General features: G+C 69.2%; 20 protein-coding genes and 1 pseudogene. 9 read left to right on the forward strand and 12 right to left on the reverse strand.

The window, feature by feature from the left end:
* The first annotated feature begins 19 nt into the window (after window positions 1–19).
* The 4 genes from AC1DWC_RS16805 to AC1DWC_RS16820 all read left to right on the forward strand — a co-directional run bounded on the left by AC1DWC_RS16805 (window position 20) and on the right by AC1DWC_RS16820 (window position 3486).
* Complete coding sequence (locus AC1DWC_RS16805; protein ID WP_477909802.1) at window positions 20–286, forward strand: hypothetical protein; 267 nt, start codon at window positions 20–22, stop codon at window positions 284–286.
* A gap of 280 nt (window positions 287–566) precedes the next feature.
* The gene (locus AC1DWC_RS16810) at window positions 567–845 is read left to right on the forward strand and encodes a hypothetical protein (RefSeq protein ID WP_477909804.1); all 279 of its coding nucleotides are present in this window, start codon (window positions 567–569) and stop codon (window positions 843–845) included.
* An 899-nt stretch (window positions 846–1744) separates the two neighbouring features.
* Window positions 1745–2443: a hypothetical protein gene (locus tag AC1DWC_RS16815; protein WP_477909806.1), complete on the forward strand. Its 699-nt coding sequence runs from the start codon at window positions 1745–1747 to the stop codon at window positions 2441–2443.
* Between the two features lie 368 nt (window positions 2444–2811).
* Complete coding sequence (locus AC1DWC_RS16820) at window positions 2812–3486, forward strand: hypothetical protein (RefSeq protein ID WP_477909843.1); 675 nt, start codon at window positions 2812–2814, stop codon at window positions 3484–3486.
* Window positions 3487–3531: 45 nt separating this feature from the next.
* Here the strand turns inward: AC1DWC_RS16820 and rsrA are convergent.
* Window positions 3532–3750 (reverse strand): annotated as a pseudogene (gene rsrA, locus AC1DWC_RS16825) (mycothiol system anti-sigma-R factor); the annotation flags it as partial.
* Complete coding sequence (locus AC1DWC_RS16830) at window positions 3747–4421, reverse strand: sigma-70 family RNA polymerase sigma factor (protein ID WP_477909841.1); 675 nt, start codon at window positions 4419–4421, stop codon at window positions 3747–3749. The gene AC1DWC_RS16830 and the pseudogene rsrA, both read right to left, overlap by 4 nt.
* 187 nt (window positions 4422–4608) lie before the next feature.
* Between AC1DWC_RS16830 and ybaK the strand changes: the two genes are divergently transcribed.
* Together ybaK and AC1DWC_RS16840 are read left to right on the forward strand one after the other, a co-directional pair.
* Window positions 4609–5103 carry a Cys-tRNA(Pro) deacylase gene (ybaK, locus tag AC1DWC_RS16835; protein WP_477909808.1) on the forward strand — a complete coding sequence of 165 codons (495 nt, stop codon included), beginning with the start codon at window positions 4609–4611 and terminating at the stop codon, window positions 5101–5103.
* An 88-nt stretch (window positions 5104–5191) separates the two neighbouring features.
* Window positions 5192–6196, forward strand: a complete 1005-nt coding sequence (locus AC1DWC_RS16840; protein ID WP_477909810.1) for an LLM class flavin-dependent oxidoreductase — start codon at window positions 5192–5194, stop codon at window positions 6194–6196.
* 12 nt (window positions 6197–6208) lie between these two features.
* On the opposite strand, the gene AC1DWC_RS16845 is transcribed toward AC1DWC_RS16840, so the two are convergent.
* Window positions 6209–7057 (reverse strand): SOS response-associated peptidase, encoded by an 849-nt coding sequence (locus AC1DWC_RS16845; RefSeq protein ID WP_477909812.1) that lies wholly within the window; start codon window positions 7055–7057, stop codon window positions 6209–6211.
* A gap of 99 nt (window positions 7058–7156) precedes the next feature.
* Between AC1DWC_RS16845 and aroA the strand changes: the two genes are divergently transcribed.
* Together aroA and rsgA are read left to right on the forward strand one after the other, a co-directional pair.
* Complete coding sequence (aroA, locus tag AC1DWC_RS16850) at window positions 7157–8449, forward strand: 3-phosphoshikimate 1-carboxyvinyltransferase (RefSeq protein ID WP_477909814.1); 1293 nt, start codon at window positions 7157–7159, stop codon at window positions 8447–8449.
* On the forward strand, window positions 8410–9456 hold the full coding sequence (rsgA, locus tag AC1DWC_RS16855) for a ribosome small subunit-dependent GTPase A (RefSeq protein WP_477840776.1): 1047 nt from the start codon (window positions 8410–8412) through the stop codon (window positions 9454–9456). Before aroA ends, rsgA begins: the two co-directional genes overlap by 40 nt.
* A 361-nt stretch (window positions 9457–9817) precedes the next feature.
* On the opposite strand, the gene AC1DWC_RS16860 is transcribed toward rsgA, so the two are convergent.
* From AC1DWC_RS16860 to AC1DWC_RS16885, 6 genes are all read right to left on the reverse strand, one after another.
* Window positions 9818–11071 carry a fatty acid desaturase family protein gene (locus tag AC1DWC_RS16860; protein ID WP_477909816.1) on the reverse strand — a complete coding sequence of 418 codons (1254 nt, stop codon included), beginning with the start codon at window positions 11069–11071 and terminating at the stop codon, window positions 9818–9820.
* 133 nt (window positions 11072–11204) lie between these two features.
* On the reverse strand, window positions 11205–12431 hold the full coding sequence (locus tag AC1DWC_RS16865) for a fatty acid desaturase family protein (RefSeq protein ID WP_477909818.1): 1227 nt from the start codon (window positions 12429–12431) through the stop codon (window positions 11205–11207).
* Window positions 12432–12532: 101 nt separating this feature from the next.
* Window positions 12533–13648 carry a ferredoxin reductase gene (locus tag AC1DWC_RS16870; protein ID WP_477909820.1) on the reverse strand — a complete coding sequence of 372 codons (1116 nt, stop codon included), beginning with the start codon at window positions 13646–13648 and terminating at the stop codon, window positions 12533–12535.
* Between the two features lie 74 nt (window positions 13649–13722).
* Window positions 13723–14259 carry a DUF6912 family protein gene (locus AC1DWC_RS16875; RefSeq protein WP_477909821.1) on the reverse strand — a complete coding sequence of 179 codons (537 nt, stop codon included), beginning with the start codon at window positions 14257–14259 and terminating at the stop codon, window positions 13723–13725.
* A 12-nt stretch (window positions 14260–14271) separates the two neighbouring features.
* Window positions 14272–15708 (reverse strand): WS/DGAT/MGAT family O-acyltransferase, encoded by a 1437-nt coding sequence (locus AC1DWC_RS16880; RefSeq protein WP_477909823.1) that lies wholly within the window; start codon window positions 15706–15708, stop codon window positions 14272–14274.
* A 1-nt stretch (window position 15709) separates the two neighbouring features.
* Complete coding sequence (locus AC1DWC_RS16885) at window positions 15710–16126, reverse strand: HAD-IA family hydrolase (protein WP_477909825.1); 417 nt, start codon at window positions 16124–16126, stop codon at window positions 15710–15712.
* 145 nt (window positions 16127–16271) lie between these two features.
* Between AC1DWC_RS16885 and AC1DWC_RS16890 the strand changes: the two genes are divergently transcribed.
* A complete protein-coding gene (locus AC1DWC_RS16890; RefSeq protein WP_477909827.1) occupies window positions 16272–16799 on the forward strand; it encodes an Rv3235 family protein in 528 nt (175 codons plus the stop codon).
* A gap of 1 nt (window position 16800) precedes the next feature.
* Here AC1DWC_RS16890 and secA read toward each other — a convergent pair whose 3' ends face one another.
* The 3 genes from secA to AC1DWC_RS16905 form a co-directional block, all read right to left on the reverse strand.
* On the reverse strand, window positions 16801–19587 hold the full coding sequence (gene secA, locus AC1DWC_RS16895; RefSeq protein WP_477909829.1) for a preprotein translocase subunit SecA: 2787 nt from the start codon (window positions 19585–19587) through the stop codon (window positions 16801–16803).
* A gap of 187 nt (window positions 19588–19774) precedes the next feature.
* Window positions 19775–20446, reverse strand: a complete 672-nt coding sequence (gene hpf / locus AC1DWC_RS16900) for a ribosome hibernation-promoting factor, HPF/YfiA family (RefSeq protein WP_477843852.1) — start codon at window positions 20444–20446, stop codon at window positions 19775–19777.
* Between the two features lie 175 nt (window positions 20447–20621).
* A complete protein-coding gene (locus AC1DWC_RS16905; protein WP_477909831.1) occupies window positions 20622–21281 on the reverse strand; it encodes a ComF family protein in 660 nt (219 codons plus the stop codon).
* Window positions 21282–21508: the final 227 nt, after the last annotated feature.

Below are 21508 nucleotides of genomic sequence, written 5' to 3' on the forward strand. Positions count from 1 at the left end.
CACCCCAGAACGGAGACCCATGTCCTCACCGACCCGCCCCGCGGTCCGACGTCTCGCGTCGGTCCTCGCGGCCACCGCACTGCTCACCGGCGGCATCGTCGCAGGAACCGGCACCGCCGCAGCCAGCCTGCCCGTCACGGACGTGTGCGGCGGCTGCGGACAGCCGCCCGGATCCGCGGAAATTGCAATGCGGGAGGCCACTACAGCCGTTCTCAACCCGGTGCTGGTGCCGTTGCTGTCTGCCTACAAATCCATTTTCAACAACACAGGCTCACTAGCTGAATGACGAACGAGGGCCGCCCGAGACAGCTTCCCGGGCGGCCCTCGCCGTCGATGCGGAGCAAGGCGCCCGGATCGGTCGCGACCATGACGATGATAGTCATGGTTCACGGTCCATGCCGCCCGCCCTGTACCCGGCCCTTGATCGGTGAAATATCATTAGAAACAACAGTTTTCATATTCTACGGTGAGGCAGGCCAGCCATCCATACGATGGCCACAACGTGGGCGGGGGATCAATCTCCCCGCCCTGCCCCGCGTCCCGAGCTCACCCTAGAACGGAGACCCATGTCCTCACCGACCCGCCCCGCGGTCCGACGTCTCGCGTCGGTCCTCGCGGCCACCGCACTGCTCACCGGCGGCATCGTCGCAGGAGCCGGCACCGCCGCAGCCAGCCTGCCCGTCACCGACGATTGCGAGGGTCAGTACTACCCCTGCCACGGCCCACAAGGATCCGCGGAAATTGCATTGCGGGAGGCCACTGCAGCCATTCTCAACCCAGTGCTGGTGCCGTTGCTGTCTGCCTACAAATCCATTTTCAACAACACAGGCTCGCTAGCCGAATGACGAACGAGGGCCGCCCGAGACAGCTTCCCGGGCGGCCCTCGCCGTCGATGCGGAGCAAGGCGCCCGGATCGGTCGCAACCATGACGATGATAGTCATGGTTCTCAGTCGACGCCCCGCCCTGCATCCGGCTCTTGATAGGCGAAATATCACTAGACACAACAGTTTTCACATTTACCGACAGGGCAGGCCGGCCATCCATACGATGGCCACAACGTGGGCGATCACCCTCCCCGCCCCGGCCCGCATCCCGAATTCGCCTGAGAACGGAGACCCATGTCCTCACCGACCCGCCCCGCGGTCCGACGTCTCGCGTCGGTCCTCGCGGCCACCGCACTGCTCACCGGCGGCATCGTCGCAGGAACCGGCACCGCCGCAGCCAGCCTGCCCGTCACGGACGTATGCGGTGGTGATCTGTGCCCGCCGTCCGGATCCACGGCAGACGAAACGGAAGCCCTCAAAGCCGTTGTGACCCCACTGGCCCCGGCCTTGATGTACATCCTCGACCTACTCGAAAGTGTGGGCTCATAGCCGAATGACGAACCGAGGGCCGCCCGAGACAACTTCCCGGGCGGCCCTCGTCATGCGTTCCCCTACTGGTCGGGGTCGATCCTGGTGATGATCGTGGTGGTGCACAGCTGGATCCGCGAGCGCCCGCGCAGTCCGTCCGGGCGTAGCCGCATCACACCGACCACTTGGCGCCGCGGCACTACGCACGGCGAATAACCGTTTAACAGAACAATTTCCACGTTTCGTCACCGATCGGTCGCCGCTCCCATACGCTGATCCGCGCACAGTCGCGGACCAGCCGGAACGATTCGCCTCAGACATCGTGCTCCGTAGGGAAGTACTGGCCGCCCGCGCTCGACCACGGCACTCAACCCGAATCGGAGAACGCTGCATGCCCCTCGTCACCCTCACCCGCCTCGCCGCCGCCGCGGCGACGGCCACCGTCCTGCTTCTCACCGGCACCGGCGTCGCCGGTGCCGCCGGATCGGCAGACCTGCTCAACGGCCTCGGCTCCACGGTGAACAACCCCGACCTCACCACGACCGCCACCAAGGCGCACGGCAACCTCTCGGTTACCCGCGAGATCGTCGGCAAGAACACCGGGCACGCCGGCGAGACCCTCACCTTCCGCACCACGGTCTCCGCTGTCGACGGCCCCGCGCGCACCGTCACGCGCATCAAGGAGCTCATCGAGAAGCCGCACACCGGCACGCTTCTCACCGAGGTCTCGGGAAAGCTCACCTACACCGACGCGACGGGTGCACGGGTCACCGACGCCCTGGCTCCGTCCGGCATCGGCACCGTCACCGGGTCGTGGCCGGTCGACGCCGGCACGGGCGCCACCGTCGTCCACGAGACCACCTACACGTGGACCAACCCGACCGTGGGCCTCGGTCCCACGACGCCCTGCCCCGGCCCGTGCGTCGACCTGGAGGCCGTGAACAGCTCGGTGACCGTCGACGCCACCGGCCTGGGCACCCTCGACTGGAACCCGACCGGGGTACAGGCCGCCTGCATCCTCGACTGCTCGGGCCTCTGGCCGCTCGCCCCGATCCTCGTCCCCTTCGAAGCGCTCACCTCGCAGAGCTGACCCCCGCTGCCAGACGAGGCGAGGCGCCCGGATTCGTCCGGGCGCCTCGTCTCGCCGGTGACACCCGACCGACGGGTGACGCCCAGCCGTCCGGGGTCGATSCKGGTGAYGATCGTGGTCTGACGCAGCTGGATCCGCAGCCGGGCACGGGTGGCGTGGTCACACTCGTTGTCGAGCATCAGCCACACCTCCGCGAGACAGCCTCGACCCCCTCACCTGGGCCACGGCGAATCCGTCAATTCGCCCGCCCGACCATCGCAAACGGGCTAGCGTTCCACGCCGGAGCCGGGAGACCAATCGGTATGTTTCTGTGTCCCCGGCACCCAGCTCCCGACAGTCCACGGACAACCACTCACCCAGGAGAACCAGTGCCCCACACCCGCCGACGCACCGTCGCCCGCCTCGCCGTCACCGCCGCGGCCACCGCACTGCTCGCCGCCGGCGTCACCGGCATCGCCGCCGCCCAATCGGCCGACGCAGGGTCGGCCGCGGACACCATGCGCGCGACCACAACCCACGACAATCTCACCGTCACCCACGAAATCATCGGCAGCGACGTCGGATTCATCGGCGATCAGGTCCACTACCGCACCACAGTCTCCGCAACCGACGGCCCGGCACGCCAGGTTACCGGGATCGACGAATCCATCTGGGATCTGAAGGGCTGCTACAACACGTGGACGACGGCCAAGTCCGGAACCGTGACGTACACGAACGATTCGGGTGAGCGGGTGACCGAGTCAATGCCATATGACGACGGCGAGTACCCGGCGGCCGGGTCATGGACCGTCGACCCTGCAGCAGGAACAACCGTCATGTACGACACCGTCCGTGAATTCAGGAACGCAAGCGGAGGATTCGCCGTGGGCTGCGACTGGGCTGGTAACGCATCCCCGTCGAACATCAAGGCCTCGCTGTGGGTCCAAGCCGACGGCCTCGAGCCCCTCAAATGGTCCCCGACGGGCGTCACCGTGACCTGCGCACTCGCCTGCCAGCTCCCCGGTAGCCCCGCGGGCTCCGCCGAACTGTTCTTCGGGAGCTGAGCCCACCCACCCCGGGGGGGGGGGGGGGGGGGGGGGGGGGGGGGGGCGCAGCCCGTCCGGGGCGTGGTCGCCGCCGCACTTGCGGTTGACCAGCGACTTCACCTTCTCCTCGATGCCGTAGGCGGCCAGGCAGGACCCGCAGTCCTCGATGTGCCGTTGCAGCCGGGCGCGGGTGGCGTGGTCACACTCGTTGTCGAGCATCAGCCACACGTCCGCGATCACCGCGGAGCAGTCCAACTGCTCGAATTCGTCCTGCTCGCTCACCGGGACGCCTCCTGCTCCTGGTCTGTGGCCGACGCCGCGGCGCCGCTCCGGTTGAATCCACGTTCGCGCGCCACGTCGGCGAGCAGTCCGCGCAGTTGCTTGCGCCCCCGATGCAGGCGCGACATCACGGTGCCGATCGGCGTGCCCATGATCTCGGCGATCTCCTTGTACGGGAAGCCCTCGACGTCGGCGTAGTACACCGCCATCCGGAACTCCTCCGGCAGCTCCTGCAACGCGGCCTTGATGTCGTCGTCGGGCAGCAGGTCGAGCGCCTCCACCTCCGCGGACCGCAGCCCGGTCGAGGTGTGCTCGGCCGTCGCGGCGAGCTGCCAGTCGGTGATCTCGTCGGTCGGGTACTGCGCCGGCTGCCGCTGCTTCTTGCGGTAGGAGTTGATGTAGGTGTTGGTGAGGATGCGGTACAGCCAGGCCTTGAGGTTCGTGCCCGCCTTGAACGAGCGGAACGCGGAGTAGGCCTTGATGAAGGTCTCCTGGACCAGGTCCTCGGCGTCCGCCGGGTTACGCGTCATCCGGAGCGCCGCACCGTAGAGCTGGTCCAGCAGCGGCAGCGCGTCGCGCTCGAAGCGCGCGGTCAGCTGCTCACTCGACTCGTCCTCCGGACTGGCGTCGAGAACTGGTTCTGGCCGGTCGTCAGGCACGCTGATCCCTTCCATCGAGGTAGAGATCAAGGCTACCGCGGCGACCCGTAGGTCCGTGGGCCGCTCCTCGCACAACACCGGCACGTGCACTCCTTCGTTCGGTGACATCCCGTCGTGGTGACCTCGCCAGCTCGGTGACGCCACTTGCCGGGTGCAACGCCTCCCCCGCATCCCGTGTTCCCGGCGAACCTAAGCTGGCGCCATGGCAGGCTCCTCAACCCCCGCAACGCAGGCACTGACGAAGGCGAAGGTCGACTTCCGGGTGCACAGCTACCAGCACGACCCGTCCGGCGCCTCGTACGGCACCGAGGCGGTGGACGCGCTGGCCGGCCAGCTCGGCCTGCAGCCCGGCCAGATCTTCAAGACGCTGGTGGTGAAGACCTCCGACGGCGCGCTGGCCGTCGCGGTGCTGCCGGTCCCCGCGAAGCTCTCGCTCAAGGCCGCCGCGGCCGCGCTGGGCGCCGGCAAGGCGGTCATGGCCGACCACGCGGACGCGCAGCGGTCCACCGGCTACGTGCTCGGCGGCATCTCCCCGCTCGGTCAGCGCAAGCGGCTGGCGACGGTCGTCGACTCCTCGGCCGCCGACTGGGACCGGGTGCTCTGCAGCGCCGGCCGGCGCGGACTCGAGATCGACCTGGACCCGGCCGACCTGGTCCGCCTCACCGGGGCGGTGCTGGCACCGATCACCGCGGGCTGAGCCGGAATACCCGCCGCGCCCGCCACCGTTGCACTACTCAACGAACAGCACCGCAACGAACATCTCCACAACGAAAGTCGGTACCCACGTGAGTGTCCCCCTCTCCATCCTCGATCTGGCGCACATCGACGAGGGCGAGACCGCAGGCGAGAGCTTCCGCCACAGCGTGCAGCTGGCGCAGCACGCGGAGCGCTGGGGCTACAACCGGATCTGGTACGCCGAGCACCACAACATGCGGTCCATCGCCTCCTCGGCGACCAGCGTGCTGATCGCGCACGTCGCCGCGAACACCGAACGGATCCGGCTGGGCGCCGGCGGCATCATGCTGCCCAACCACGCCCCGCTGACCATCGCCGAGCAGTTCGGCACGCTCGAGTCGCTGCACCCCGGACGGATCGACCTGGGCCTCGGACGCGCCCCGGGCAGCGACCAGCAGACCATGCGGGCGCTGCGCCGCGACCCCAGCTCCGCCGAGTCGTTCCCGCAGGACGTGCTCGAACTGCAGGGCTACCTCACCGGACCGTCCCGGATCCCGGGCATCGAGGCGACGCCGGGCAAGGGCACGAACGTGCCGCTGTACATCCTCGGGTCGTCACTGTTCGGGGCCAAGCTGGCCGCGGCGCTGGGCCTGCCGTACGCGTTTGCCTCACACTTCGCGCCCAATGCCCTGCGCGACGCGGTGGCGATCTACCGGCGCGAGTTCCAGCCGTCGGCGCAACTGGCCGAGCCGCACGTGATCGCCGGGGTCAACGTGATCGCAGCCGACGACGAGGAGCAGGCCCAGTCGCTGTTCCTCGACGCCAAGCGCAAGCGCGTGAGCCTGCTGCTGGGCCGCGGCCGCCGGTTCACCCCGGAGGAGGCCGACATGATCCTGGAGGCGCCCGCCGGTCAGCAGGTGCTTCAGATGGCCCGGTACTCCGCGGTCGGGACACCCGACCAGGTTCGGGACTACCTCGACCGGTTCACCGAGACGGCCGACGCCGACGAACTGATGGTGGTGTCCTCGGCGCCCGACCGCGACGCCTGGTTGCGCTCCCTGGAGCTGCTGGCCGAGGTCAGCGGGCTCACCGCCGCCAAGGTCACAGCGGGCTGATCTGCTCCGAGGTCACAGCAGGCTGATCTGCTCGCCCACCGCCGGTCCCACCGGTCCTGCGGGGGCGATCAGGTCCGGTCCGTCGTTGGCGACGCTGTTCACCCGCTGCGAGACGCGCCGGATCTCGATGCCGGCCACCTCGGCGGCGGACGGCCCCGCGAGCAGCTCCGCGTCCGGCTCCGAGTCCGGGTCGAGCCAGCGGTCCCACTGCCCGGCGCCGAGCACCAGCGGCATCCGGTCGTGCACGCGCTGCAACTCCCCCACCGAATCGGTGGTCAGGATCGTGCAGCTGAGCAGCGGAGGTTCGTCCCCGCCGCCGGGTCCGGGGGGATGCCAGACGGACCACAGCCCGGCCGCGAGCAGCCGGGACCCGTCGACCGGGGTCATGAAGTACGGGACCTTCGTGACCTTCCCCGACCGCCCAGGACCCGACGGCCCGGCTCCAGCCGGCTCGGTGATCCACTCGTACCAGCCGTCCATCGGCACCAGGCAGCGTGTGCTCCGCAGCGCGGCCCGGAACGCCGGCTTGCTCGCCGCGGTGTCCGCGCGGGCGTTGATCAGCGGCGCCGACCGCGCCGGGCGCCGCCCCGGGGCACCGCCGGTGCCCGGCTCCTCGGCCTTGGTCCACGGCGGCACCAGCCCCCAGCGCATCCGCCGGATCCGCCGGGTCGGGGCGTCGTGCGGGTGCTCGTGCGAGTGCCTGCTCACCACCGCGAGGACGGGGTCCGTCGGCGCCACGTTGTAGTTCGCCGCGTTGTAGGTCTCGGTGGGCTCACGGCCCCCGCTCACGGTCTCGTCGATCGCATCCAACTCGACCGCCAGCAGGGCCGGGTCCACCGTCGTTGCATACCTACCGCACATGCCCACGCTCCCTCGCCCGCGACTGTTCCCACCCCATTGTGTGCCCGACCACCGACAGGTGCCGCACCACCGACACGTCCCGGGCGGCGATGCGGGAAGATGGAGCGCGTGAGCCTGTGGAGAGCACCCGTCGCCGAATCGCCCGTGCACGCGTCCGTGACGCTGCCGGGCTCGAAGTCGATCACCAACCGCGCGCTGATCCTGGCCGCGCTCGCCGACGGCCCGTCCACCGTCACCGGCGCGCTGCGCAGCCGTGACACCGACCTGATGATCGACGCGCTGCGCGCCCTCGGCGTGGGCATCGAGGAGTCCGGCGACGCCACCACGCTGCGGGTGACGCCCGGACCGATGGGTGCGGCCACCGTCGACTGCGGGCTCGCGGGCACGGTGATGCGGTTCCTGCCCCCGGTCGCGGCGCTGGCCGACGGCGTGGTGGCCTTCGACGGCGACGAGCAGGCGCGCAGCCGGCCGTTGAGCACCATCCTCGACGGCCTGCGCGGCCTGGGCGTCGAGATCGACGGCGACGCACTCCCGTTCACGGTCCGCGGCCGCGGCGCGGTGGCCGGCGGCGCGGTCACCATCGACGCGTCCGGCTCCTCGCAGTTCGTCTCCGGCCTGCTGCTCGGCGCGGCGCGGTTCGAGCAGGGCGTCACCGTGCACCACGACGGCGAGTCGGTCCCCTCGATGCCGCACATCGACATGACCGTGGAGATGCTCCGGCAGGCCGGCGTGCGGGTGCAGACCCCCGCCGACGGCGAGGCGAACACCTGGCGGGTCGCGCCCGGCCCCGTCACGGCCGTGGACTGGGTCGTCGAGCCCGACCTGTCCAATGCCACCCCGTTCCTCGCCGCGGCCGCCGTCACGGGCGGCGCGGTGAGCGTGCCGCTGTGGCCCGCCACCACCACCCAGCCGGGTGACGCCATCCGCGACATCCTCACCGCGATGGGCGCCGAGGTGTCCCTCCGCGAGGGCACTCTCACCGTCCGCGGACCGCGGCGCCTGCGCGGCCTCGACGTGGACCTGCACGACGTCGGCGAGCTGACGCCGACGGTGGCCGCGCTGGCCGCGCTGGCCGACGGCCCCTCCACCCTGCGTGGCATCGCACACCTCCGCGGCCATGAAACCGACCGTCTTGCAGCGCTTTCCGCCGAAATCAACGGACTCGGTGGCACCGTCACCGAGACCGCCGACGGCCTCCGGATCGAGCCGCGGGCGCTGCGCTCCGGCACCTGGCGTTCCTACGCCGACCACCGGATGGCCACCGCCGGCGCGATCCTGGGACTGGTGGTGCCGGGCGTCGACGTCGAGGACGTGGGCACCACCGCGAAGACCCTGCCCGGGTTCGAGAACCTGTGGGCGACGATGCTGACGCCGATCGGGGCACCGTCCTGAGCACCCGACGGTACGACGAGTCCGATGTCCGGGTGCGCCCGGGCAAGGGGACCCGTCCCCGCACCAAGACCCGGCCCGAGCACAAGTCGGCGGAGAGCGCGATGGTGGTCGCGGTCGACCGCGGCAGGTGGGGGTGCGTGCTCGACGGTGACCCGACCCGCCCGGTGGTGGCAATGCGGGCACGCGAACTCGGCCGGACCCCGATCGTCGTCGGGGACCGGGTCGGCATCGTCGGCGACACTTCGGGCCGCACCGACACCCTCGCGCGGATCGTGCGCGTCGAGGAGCGGGCCACCGTGCTGCGGCGCACCGCCGACGACACCGACCCCTACGAGCGGGTCGTCGTCGCGAACGCCGCCCAGCTGCTGATCGTCGTCGCACTGGCGGACCCGCCGCCGCGCACCGGATTCGTCGAACGCGCACTGGTCGCGGCCTACGTCGGCGGACTGTCCCCCATCCTCTGCCTGACCAAGGGCGACCTCGCCGACCACGCCGAGTTCGCCGCGGCCTTCGCGGACCTGGACGTACCGGTGGTGCTCGCGGGCCAGGACGACCCGCTCGAGCCCGTCCGTGAGGTGCTGGACGGCCAGCTCACCGCTCTGATCGGCCACTCCGGGGTCGGCAAGTCCACACTGGTCAATCGCCTTGTCCCAGACGCATTTCGGGCCACCGGCGTGGTCTCCGGGGTGGGCAAGGGCCGGCACACCTCCACCCAGTCCGTGGCGCTGCCGCTGCCTGCTCCCGACGGGGAGCAGGGCAACCGCGGCTGGGTCGTCGACACCCCCGGCATCCGGTCGTTCGGCCTCGCGCACATCTCGCCGGACGACGTGATGGGCGCGTTCACGGACCTGGCCGCGGCCATCGAGGACTGCCCCCGTGGGTGCACGCACCTCGGCCCGCCGGCCGACCCCGAGTGCGCGCTGGACCGGCTCGGCGGCGAGGCCGCACGCCGGGTCGGCGCTGTGCGCCTGCTGTTGGTGGCCCTCAGCACCAACGAGGCGTGGTAGCCGGGCCGCAAGATCACGGTCCGGCCACGTCCGGCTGAACGCCGACATCCGTTCGCGACCCTGTGCTTACACTGTACGAGCGCAAAATCTGATTCGAATCAGCTCACAGGTCAAGACATCTCGAGATCACCATCTCACCGTCAAGACACAAGGAGTTCAGATGAGTTCAGACATCATTCAGAACGGTTCCGACGCCGGATCGTCCATCCTCGGCGACATCAAGAGCATCCTCGGCACACTCTTCGACTTCGGATCGTCGGTCATCGGCTCCTGACACTGACGATCCCAAGCAACGAAAGCGCCCCGTCTCCACTGGGGACGGGGCGCTTTCGTGACCGACGTTCGTCACACCGACTGGTGGCTACACCAACTGCTTGCGCCGGAGTGCGCCCCGCAGGCCGCGACGCTTCTTGGCCTCGCGGATCGCGGTCCGCAACCCGCGGCTGCGACCGGTCTCCGGATCCACGGTCAGCACCGTCTCCTTGCCCTCCCACTTGCGCTCCGACGCCGTCTCCGGCGCGTCGTCCGTGGTACCGACCAGGTACTTGTTCGGCAGCGAGAGCTTCGCGATGGTCCGCCACGACTTCCCGTACTGCACCAGCAGCGGACCGGTGGTGTACGGCAGGTCGTACTTGTCGCACAGTTCCCGCACCTTCACCGCGATCTCGCGGTACCGGTTCGAGGGCAGGTCGGGGAAGATGTGGTGCTCGATCTGGTAGCTCAGGTTGCCGGTCATGAAGTCCATGACGCGGCCGCCGCTGATGTTCGCGCTGCCCAGCATCTGCCGCAGGTACCACTGCTCGTGCGTCTCGTTGTCGATGTCCGCCTTGGTGAACTTCTCCGCGCCGTCCGGGAAGTGCCCGCAGAAGATCACCGCGTTGGTCCAGACGTTTCGAATGACGTTCGCGGTGAAGTTCGCGGTGAGCGTGCTCTTCCACGCCTTGCCGGTCAGCGCCGGGAACACCACGTAGTCCTTGAGCGCCTGCTTGCCGATCTTCTCGAGCACCTCGTCGCGCTTCTGCTTGAACTCGACCATGTCCACCCGGCCCTTGGCGACCTTGCCGAGTTCGAGGTGCTGCGCGGCGATGCCCCACTCGAAGAACAGCGCGAGCAGCGCGTTCAACGGCACGTTCGCCATGTTGAACGGCTTCCAGCGCTGGTCGCGCGTCACCCGCAGCAGGCCGTATCCCACGTCGTCGTCCATGCCGAGGACGTTGGTGTACTTGTGGTGGATGTAGTTGTGGGTCTGCTTCCAGTGCGCGGACGGGCCGTTGACGTCCCACTCCCAGGTGCTCGAGTGCACCTCGGGGTCGTTCATCCAGTCCCACTGCCCGTGCATGACGTTGTGGCCGAGTTCCATGTTCTCGATGATCTTGGCGACGCCGAGCATGCCGGCGCCCGCCAACCACAACGGACGCTTGCGGCTGCCGATCAGCAGCGCACGGGCGCCGACCTCGAGACCACGCTGCAGCCGGATCGTGTTGCGGAGGTACTTGGCGTCCCGCTCGCCGCGCGAGGCCTCGATGTCGCGGCGGATCGCGTCCAACTCCCGGCCAAGGGCTTCCACGTCCGCCTCGGTGAGGTGCGCGTACTCCTTGATGTCCGCAATAGCCATCGCTGTTCTCCCGGCCGATAGACGTTGTAGTTAACGCCACTTACCGTACCGTAAGTTACGGCGCCGTAGGTTACGGTCGCCGAGAGTGTGACGTGGCTAACACCGCTCCGGGCGCGGGCCCCGCTCGGGGCGCCTACCGCCGACGCTCGCGCAGTTGACGCAGGGCGGTCCGCAGCCCCACCCGACGACCCGTGACCTCGGTCCGGAGCCGGTCGAGCGCCGCCCTGGCGTCGTCGAACTTGCGCTCGGACGACGTCTCCGGGGCGTTGTCGGAGGTGGCCTTGAGGAACCGGTCCGGCAGCGCCAGCTTGTGGATGGTCCGCAGCGCCAACAGGTACTGCTTGGCAAACGATCCCGTCGTGTACGGCAGGTCGTACTTGTCGCACAGCGCCTGCACCCGCAGCGAGACCTCGCGCAGCCGGTTGCTGGGCAGGTCCGGGAACAGGTGGTGCTCGATCTGGTAGCTCAGGTTCCCGCTCATGAAGGCCATCACCCGGCCCGACTTGAAGTTCGCGCTGCCGAGCATCTGCCGCAGGTACCACTCGGCCTTGGTCTCGTGGCGGTACTGCTCGACGGTGAACTTCTCGGCGCCGTCCGGGAAGTGCCCGCAGAAGATCACCGCATAGGCCCACAGGTTCCGGGCGAAGTTCGCGGTCGCATTGGCGGCCAGCGTGTGCTTCCACGCCGGTCCCGTCAGCACGGGGAAGAGCACGTAGTCCTTGACCACCTGCTTGGCGGCCTTCCCCCAGAACTCGCGGTTGATGTCGTCGACGTTGGCGCCGCCCCGCTTACGGTCCTCCTCCAGCGCGATCGACCAGTCGTGCATGGCGATGCCCCACTCGAAGGCGCTCGCGAGCACCACGTTCGCGACGGGCTGGAGCAGGTTGATCGGGCGCCACGGCACGTCCCGGGTCATCCGGATGATCCCGAACTGCACGTCGTTGTCCATGCCGACGACGTTGGTGTACGTGTGGTGCGAGTAGTTGTGCGCGCGCTTCCACTGCGAGGACGACGCGGTCATGTCCCACTCCCAGGTGGTGGAGTGGATCTCCGGGTCGTTCATCCAGTCCCACTGGCCGTGCACGACGTTGTGGCCGAGCTCCATGTTCTCGATGATCTTGGCCAGCGTCAGCATCGTGGTGCCGACCGCCCAGACCGGACGCCGACGGCCGCCGAGGAGCGTCAACCGACCGCCGAACTCGAGGAACCGCTGCAGCCGGATCACACCGCGGATGTACCTGGCGTCCCGCTCACCGCGTGAGTCCTCCACGTCACGGCGGATGGCGTCGAGCTCGTGACCGAGAGCCTCGACGTCCGCCTCGGTGAGATGTGAAAATTCTTTGATGTCCGAGATGGCCATCGCCAGGACCCTCCGTAGAGCTAGATCAGATCACCGGCGGGGTCACCGCGGGCTCATGGTTACAACGATAGACGAATCGGACACCGACGCCCCGGCCCAGTTCAGAGATCAAACGTGCAGTCGCCGGCGGCCGAGGAGATGCACGTCTGGACCCGCTCGCCCTCGCTGTGCTCACGGCCGGACCGCAGGTCCCGGATGTGACCCGAGACCAGCGGCACCACACAGGTCTGGCAGATGCCCATCCGGCAACCGAACGGCATCTGCACGCCGAGCTGCTCACCGGCCTCGAGCACCGTGGTCGCGCCGTCGATCTCCACCGAACGCCCCGACTTGGCGAAGGTGACGGTGCCACCCTGGCCTGCGGTGTCCGCACGCGGGATGGTGAACCGCTCGGTGTGCAGCCGGTCCGCGATGCCCGCCTCGGTCCACACCCGCTCGACGTCGTCGAGCATCTGGGTCGGGCCGCACGCCCACGTCTGACGCTCACGCCAGTCCGGGTACAGCGCGTCCAGGTCGGACAGCTGGAAGCGGCCGCCCGTGCGGGTGCACTGGACGTGTGAGACGAAACTCGGATGCGCCTCGTGCAGCTCCGCCATCTCGTCGCCGAACATGACGTCCTCGGCGGTCGGCGCGGAATGCACGTGCACCACGTCCGGCAGGGCGCCGCGACGGACCATCGCGCGCAGCATCGCCATCACCGGGGTGATGCCGCTGCCCGCGGTGATGAACAGGATCTTCGCCGGCGGCGGCTCGGGCAGCGCGAAGTTGCCCTGCGGGGCCGCCAGCCGGACGACGGTGCCCGACGGGACGCCGTTGATCAGGTGGCTCGAGAGCTGACCCTCCGGCATCGCCTTGACGGCGATGGTGATGCGTTTGTTCTCCCAGTTCGGCGGGGAGGTCAACGAGTACGACCGCCAGTGGAACCGGCCGTCGACCAGCAGGCCGATCCCGATGTACTGGCCCGGCTGGTAGTCGAAGTCGAATCCCCAGCCCGGCTTGATCACCAGGGTCGCCGAATCCGAGGTCTCCTTGCGGACCTCCACCACTCGGCCGCGCAGTTCCCGCGCCGACCAGAGCGGGTTGGCCAGGTGCAGGAAATCGTCGGGCAGCAACGGCGTCGTCACCCGAGTCACCGCCCCGCGCAACATGTTCAACGCAGGCCGGCGCGGCGCGGATACTTCCGCTGCCGGCCCCTCGAGCCACTTCCTCAGACCCATCAAACTTCCGTCCACTCGCCTAGGTTACGCAGCCGTAGGTTACCCGCTGAAAAGGCGAACTGTCACGCGGATCGTCAGAGCAGGTCCAGAAGGAAGGGCAGTTCCTGCGTGGCGTACCAGGCGAGCTCGTGATCCTCGGCGTCACCGAGCACGAACTCGGCGTCCGCGTCGCCCAGATCCGCGGCGTCCACCACCGCGACGGCCCGCTCGATCGCGGCCTCCGCCTCGGACAGGTCGACGTGCACCGACGCCACCATCGCCATCGTCACCGGGCCCGCCAGGCGCACCACGGCGTCGTCCAGGTCGGGCCGCAGCTTCGCGTCCTCGACGTCCGCCGCGATCACCGCCCGGCGGTGCGGGACGGCGGTCGACGCGTCCCCGGCCGCACCCTCCGACGGCTCCCCCTCCGGCGTCTCGGACGCCAACAGGCGCAGCGACGCCCGCGCGGCCTCCGTCATCGCCACCTCCGCCAGTTCGTCGTCGTCACCGGAGGCGTACGCCTCGCGCAGCGCAGGCGTCACGGCAAAAGCGGTGCGGCTCACCGGATCCAGCTCCTGCTCCGCCACCAACTTCTGCAACATCGCGATCGTCGCGGGAATGTAGACCCTCATCGACTGCACCCCTTACCCACAGGCATCCAACAGCTCCTCGAGCGACTCGTACAACAGTGCCGTCACCACCTCGACGTCGGACATGGCGTCGCGGTCGGCATTCAAACCGTAGTAGACGTGACCGTCGTAGGACGTCAACCCGATGCTGAGCGCCTGATTCTTGAGCAGCGGCGACACCGGGTACATCTCGAGCATCCTGGCGCCGTTGAGGTACAGCGGCGACTGCGGACCGGGCACGTTGGAGATCATCACGTTGAACATCCGCTGCGAGAGGCTGCTCGCCACCCGCAGCCCCATCGCGTGCAGCGTCGCGGGCGCGGTGCCCGACATCCGCACCAGGGTCTGCGCGGTCACCGTGCTGCTGGCCCGGGTGTGCGCCTCGGTGGCGTGCGCGATGTGCGAGAGACGCACCACCGCATTGGGCTCGCCGACCGGCAGATCCACCAGGAAGGAGGAGACCTTGCGCTCGGCGTTCTCCGGGACGTGTTCACGCTCGACCGGGTCGGCCTCCAGGTCGACCTCCTCCTCCGAGCCGTCGCCGGAGATGTAGACGGCCATCGGCACCAGCGCCCGCACCGTCGAGTACGCGGTCACCGGCTCACCGCGCGAGAGCAGCCAGTTCCGCAGCGCTCCCGTCAGCACCGCGAGGATCGCGTCGTTGACGGTGCACCCGAAGCGTCGGCGCACGCGCCGGTAGTCCTCGAGTTCGGTGTGGACCGTGGCGAACCGGCGGTTGCGCGAGATGGCCGCGTTCAGTGGGCTGGTCGGTGCCGAGGCGGTGGCCGTTCGCACCACGGCCGCGACGTTCCCGGCGACCTCGACCGCGCTGCCCACCAGGTCGCCGAGCGCCATCTTCAGCGTCGCCGCCCCCTCGCGTGGCCTGGCGATCATCTCCGCGACCGCATCGAGCACCAACTCTGCCTCGCGCGGCTCGCGGGTGGGCATCCACAACTCTTCCTCCGTCGGCCGCGGCGTGCTGCTCGGGTCCAGCAGCACCTGGCTGATCTCGAGCGAACCCTCGTCTCCGACCAGCGCCGAGTGGGACTTGGTGAAGATCGCGACCCGGTTGTCGGACAGGCCCTCGACGAGGTACATCTCCCACAACGGCCGGGTCCGGTCCAACGGCCGCGACGTCAGCCGTGCCACCAGGTCGTGCAGTTGAGCGTCGGAACCGGGACGAGGCAGCGCGGAGCGCCGCACGTGGTACGTGATGTCGAACTCACGGTCGTCCACCCACACCGGCCGCGCGAGCCCCAGGGCCACCTCACGCACCCGCTGCCGGTACCGCGGCACCAGCGGCAGTCGCCGCTCGACGTGGGTGAGCAACTCCTCGTAGTCGACGCCGGCCTCGGGGACCTCCAGGATCGCCAGCGACCCGAGGTGCATCGGCGTGCTGCTCGCCTCGAGAAAGTAGAACGACGCGTCTTGTGTGGTCAGCCTCGTGGCCATGTCAGTTTCCGTCCCCTGGTGCCAGATCGAACAGGATCCGCAGTTCCTCCGCGGTGCGGGCGGGGTCCACGTGGTGGACGGCCACCATGCCCGCGGCCACCGCGCCGCGGACGTTGACCGCCAGGTCGTCGACGAACACGCAGTCCGACTCGGCGAGCCCCAACCGCCGGGCCGCCAGCCGGTAGATCCGGGGGTCCGGCTTCTCGAGCCCGACGTCACCGGAGAGCAGCACCTCGTCGACCAGACGCCCGCCACCGAGACCGCGCAGCCAGTCCGCGCCGGGTCCGCCCGGATCGTTGCTCAGCACGGCCGTGCGCACCCCGAGGCGGCGCACCTCGGTGATGATCGCGCCCAGCCCCTCCCCGTCGGACCCGGGACCGACCAACACGCCCCCGCAGTCCAGCACCAACCCGTCCATGCGATCACCCTAGGGCCGCGACGCCGTCCGCGCCGTCGGCCATTCGCGTGCGGACGATCGAAATCCGTGTAATCCTGCTCACAGCCCGGCCTCTCCCCGGACTCGACGCAACAACCTGTCGACGCACCCACCGGGAGAGGACCCCATGACGCACCCCGACACGAGCCATCCACGCCGGCACGAGCCGCCACGCAGCTTCCTGGCCAGGGCCCCGCAGTGCGAGCCGGCGCCGCACCCCCGGGCGATGGGGCCCGCGCCTGCCGCGCCGTCGGCCGCGGCGCACACCGCCTCCCACAGCGGACGTTCGCCGGCCCGGCGAACACCACCGCCCGGCGCAGACCCGGCAGCGCACCGGTTCGCCGAGACGGCCCTGCGGCTGGTGCTCGAGGTCCTCGACCGACGCCGCCAGCCGCCCCAGCTTCGCGCCGTGCTGTCCCCGGCGGTGGTGGACCTGGTGGCCGCATTGACCCACGCCACGCCGCCGGCGAACCGGCTCGGTGGCGCGCAGTTGCAGCGGGTGCACCTGCGCCCGAACGGCCCGGACGTCGCCGAGGTGTTCGGCACCTACGCCCGCGGCGACCGGGTCTTCGCAATCGCCGGCCGCGTCGAACGCACACCAGCCGCCCCGCAGGCGCGGGGCGGCTGGTGTGTGACGTCGCTACAGGTCGGTTGAGCTACTTGCGGCGCTTGGCCTGACGACGCTCGCGGCGGCTGCCGTCGGCCTCGGGAGCGGCGTTGCGGACCTCCGCCTTGCCGCCCTCGTCGGGTCCGGAGAACGTCAGCCGGGTCTCCTCGGCTGCGTCGAGGCCCTTGGCACGCAGGGCCGCGGGTGCTGCCGACCGGGCCGACTCCTGCGCGTCCACCTGGGTGGGCAGCGGGGCCGGCGCGCTCTCGTTGCGGGCCGCGGCGGCGGCGTTGGTCCAACCCGACTGCTCGGGCGCCGGGGCCGCCTCGACCTGCAGGTTGAACAGGAAGCCGACCGACTCCTCCTTGAGGCCCTCGAGCATCGCCGAGAACATGTCGAAGCCCTCGCGCTGGTACTCGACCAGCGGGTCCCGCTGTGCCATCGCGCGCAGGCCGATGCCCTCCTTGAGGTAGTCCATCTCGTAGAGGTGCTCGCGCCACTTGCGGTCCAGCACGGAGAGCAGCACCCGGCGCTCGAGCTCACGCATGCCGTTCTCGCCGGCGATCGCGTCGATCTGCTGCTCACGGTCGGCGTACGCGGACCGCACGTCGGCGAGCAGCGCCTCGCGCAGCTCGTCGCGGGTCAGGTCGCCCCGCTCCCCGATCTCGGTCTCGCCGGCGAGGTCCTTGTAGTCGATGCCGACCGGGTACAGCGTCTTGAGCGCCGTCCACAGCTGGTCGAGGTCCCAGTCCTCCACGTAGCCCTCGGCGGTGGCGCCGTCGACGTAGGCAGTCACCACGTCGGTGATCATGCTCTCGACCTGGCCCTCCATGTTCTTGCCCTCGAGGATCTGGCGACGCTCCTCGTAGATGACGGTGCGCTGCTTGTTCATCACCTCGTCGTACTTGAGGACGTTCTTGCGGATCTCGAAGTTCTGCTGCTCGACCTGGGTCTGCGCGCTCTTGATGGCCTTCGAGACCATCTTGGCCTCGATCGGCACGTCGTCGGGCAGGTTGAGCCGGGTCATGATCGACTCCAGCGCGGCGCCGTTGAAGCGGCGCATCAACTCGTCGCCGAGCGAGAGGTAGAAGCGGGACTCGCCCGGGTCGCCCTGACGGCCGGAGCGGCCGCGCAGCTGGTTGTCGATGCGCCGGGACTCGTGCCGCTCGGTGCCGAGCACGTACAGCCCACCCGCGGAGCGCACGGTCTCCGCGTCCGCCTTGACCTGCCGCTGCACCTCGTCGAGGGCCGGCTCCCAGGCTGCCTCGTACTCGTCCGGGGTCTCGACCGGGTCCAGCCCCTGCTTGCGCAGGTGCAGGTCGGCGAGGATGTCGGGGTTGCCGCCGAGCACGACGTCGGTACCACGACCGGCCATGTTGGTGGCCACGGTGACCGCGCCGGTGCGGCCGGCCTCGGCCACGATGGTGGCCTCCTGCTCGTGGAACTTGGCGTTGAGCACGCTGTGCACGACGCCGCGCTTGGTGAACTGCTTGGACAGGTACTCCGAGCGCTCGACGCTGGTGGTGCCGATCAGGACGGGCTGGCCCTTGCCGTGGCGCTCGACGACGTCGTCGACGACCGCCGCGAACTTCGCCTCCTCGGTCTTGTAGATCAGGTCGCCCTGGTCGACGCGGACCATCGGACGGTTCGTCGGGATCGGGATGACGCCCAGTCCGTAGGTCTGGTGCAGCTCGGCGGCCTCGGTCTCGGCGGTACCGGTCATGCCCGAGAGCTTGTCGTAGAGGCGGAAGTAGTTCTGCAGGGTGATCGTGGCGAGGGTCTGGTTCTCGGCCTTGATCTCGACCTTCTCCTTGGCCTCGATCGCCTGGTGCATGCCCTCGTTGTAGCGGCGGCCGACCAGGATGCGGCCGGTGAACTCGTCGACGATGATGACCTCGCCGTCGCGGACGATGTAGTCCTTGTCCTTGGCGTAGAGCTCCTTCGCCTTGATCGCGTTGTTCAGGTAGCTGACCAAGGGCGAGTTCGCGGCCTCGTACAGGTTGTCGATGCCGAGCTGGTCCTCGACCAGTTCGACGCCCGCCTCGTGCACGCCGACGGTGCGCTTCTTGATGTCGACCTCGTAGTGGACGTCACGCTTGAGCAGCGGCGCGATCCGGGCGAACTCGCCGTACCACTTGCTGGACGCGTCGGCCGGTCCCGAGATGATCAGCGGGGTACGCGCCTCGTCGATGAGGATCGAGTCGACCTCGTCGACGATGGCAAAGTTGTGGCCGCGCTGCACCAGGTCGTCGAGCGAGTGCGTCATGTTGTCGCGCAGGTAGTCGAAGCCGAACTCGTTGTTCGTGCCGTAGGTGATGTCGCACGCGTAGGCGACGCGGCGCTCGGCCGGCGTCATCCCGGACAGGATCACGCTGGTCTCGAGACCGAGGAACCGGTGCACGCGGCCCATCCACTCGGAGTCACGCTTGGCCAGGTAGTCGTTGACCGTGACCACGTGCACGCCGTCGCCGGAGATCGCGTTCAGGTAGGCCGGCAGCACACAGGTCAGGGTCTTGCCCTCACCGGTCTTCATCTCGGCGACGTTCCCGAGGTGCAGGGCGGCGCCGCCCATCACCTGGACGTCGAAGTGCCGCTGCGAGAGCACCCGCCAGGACGCCTCACGGGCCACCGCGAAGGCCTCGGGCAGCAGGTCGTCGAGGGACTCACCCGACGCGTACCGCTCCTTGAACTCCGCGGTCTTGGCGCGGAGCTCGAGGTCGGTCATCGCCTCGACTTCGGGCGAGAGGCTGGTTACGTGCTCAGCGATGTGCTTGAGCCGCTTGACCATGCGACCTTCACCAACACGGAGCAGCTTCGACAGTGACAGCGACGGCACGGGCTTGAACGTCCTCAATCTCGGCGGGCAGGTCTCGACTCCGCAAACGGAGCAACTGACTACACAGTAGTTCCGGTCACAGAGAGGATCCGGCCGAGGGAGTTATCCCCCGACCGGATCCCATGGTAGGCGCTCTCACGATCCGTGGAGCAGAACGACCGTGTAAGCGTGCGTCAAGCAGGGTGTGTCAGGCGAGCCGGATCAGCCCGTAGTCGAACGCGTGCCTGCGGTACACGACGGACGGACGGTCGGTTTCCTTGTCGTGGAACAGGAAGAAGTCATGTCCGACCAGTTCCATCTCGTAGAGCGCGTCGTCGACGGACATCGGGGCCGCCGAGTGGATCTTGGTCCGCACGATCTGCCCCGGGCCCGGCGGATACTCCTCCGACTCGAGGGAGATGTCGGGCGAGATGGCCAGCGAGTCGTCGGCGGCGAGCTCCGCGGTCGCCTCCGCGACCGAGACGGGCGTCTTGTCGCCGTAGTGGACGCGGCGGCGGTCCTTGGTCCGGCGAAGCCTGCTCTCGAGCTTGGCGGTGACGCTCTCGAATGCGGCGTAGAAACTGTCCGCGGAGGCCTCGGCCCGGGCGACCGGGCCCTTGCCCCGGGCGGTGATCTCCACTCGCTGGCAGTTCTTGGCCTGCCTGCGGTTCCGTTCGTGTTGGAGTTCGACGTCGAAGTGGTAGATCGTCGGGTCGAAGCGTTCGAGTCGTGCCAGCTTCTCCGAGACGTAGACGCGGAAATGGTCGGGGACCTCGACGTTGCGGCCCTTCACGACGATTTCGGCTAGCGGGCCCTCGGGTTGCCCGGTGGTCTCTGCAGCGTCTTCGATGAACACAGAGGCTGTTGAAGGGGTCGTCACGCGTACCTCCAAGATACGGCCGAGCCACAGATGATGACTGTCGGCGGATGAGCTACGCCGGGAGGGGAACCGCCCGACGCCAGGATTTGCGGTATCACCTCCACCAGTTCGTCGGTTGTGTTGGCGACGCTAGTACGAGTTCGGCGGGAGTGCCAGCATTAACGTCGCGTTTCACTCAAGCGGCCGCAATCACCAGCACCGCGGCCACCCGAACCCGCCGCGTCGCGAGGGCCCGGACGGACTCCGCGGCCGTCGCGCCGGTGGTCAGCACGTCGTCGACCAACACCACGCAGTCCCCCCGCCCGGTCCGCGGCGCCGGCGCCACCAGGATTCGTCCCGACAGGTTCTCCACCCGCGCCCGAGCCGACAGCCCCACCGAATCGCGAACTCCCCGTGCATATTTCAGAAACTCCGCCACTCGGACCGGTTCCGGCCGCAGCGCCGACGCCGCCGCGCCGACCGCGGCCGCGACCGGATCCCCACCGCGCGCACGGGCCGCCCGCGGCCGGCTGGGCGCGGGTACCAGGGTCAGTGCGGCCAACTCCGCGGGGTCGATCTCGCCGAGTTCGCGCAGCCGACGCACCGCCGTCGCCAAAGCCTGCCCCAGCGGGACCGCGAGGTCACGTCGGCCACGCTCCTTCGCCGCGATCACCGCCGCCCGGCGGGCCCCGACGTAGCTGCCGACCGCCCAGGCGGGCACCCCCGGGTCGACCCTCGGGGACAGCGGTACCGGCCCGGCAGCCAACGCGACCCGGCACCGCTCACACCAGAGCGTCCCGACGGCCCCACAGCCGCCGCACTCACGGGGCAGGACCAGGTCCAGCAGCGCACGCACCCACGCAGTGTGCGCCCGCCCACCGACAGCCCAGGGTGTGACTCCCGATCCCACGAAACGGGGATCGGGAGACATGCCCTAGCTGTACCCGGCCAGGACGTTGGTAACAGGCGTGTCGGCTTGATGTGAAGAGAACCTCCGGTTGAGGTGTGGCTTGTCGAAGGCCCACTTCCCACCGGAGGTTCTCGTGTCTCACCGTAATGCCCGCACCACGTATCTCGGGAGAA

The sequence above is a fragment of the Rhodococcus sp. P4_C10 genome, from assembly GCF_056402135.1.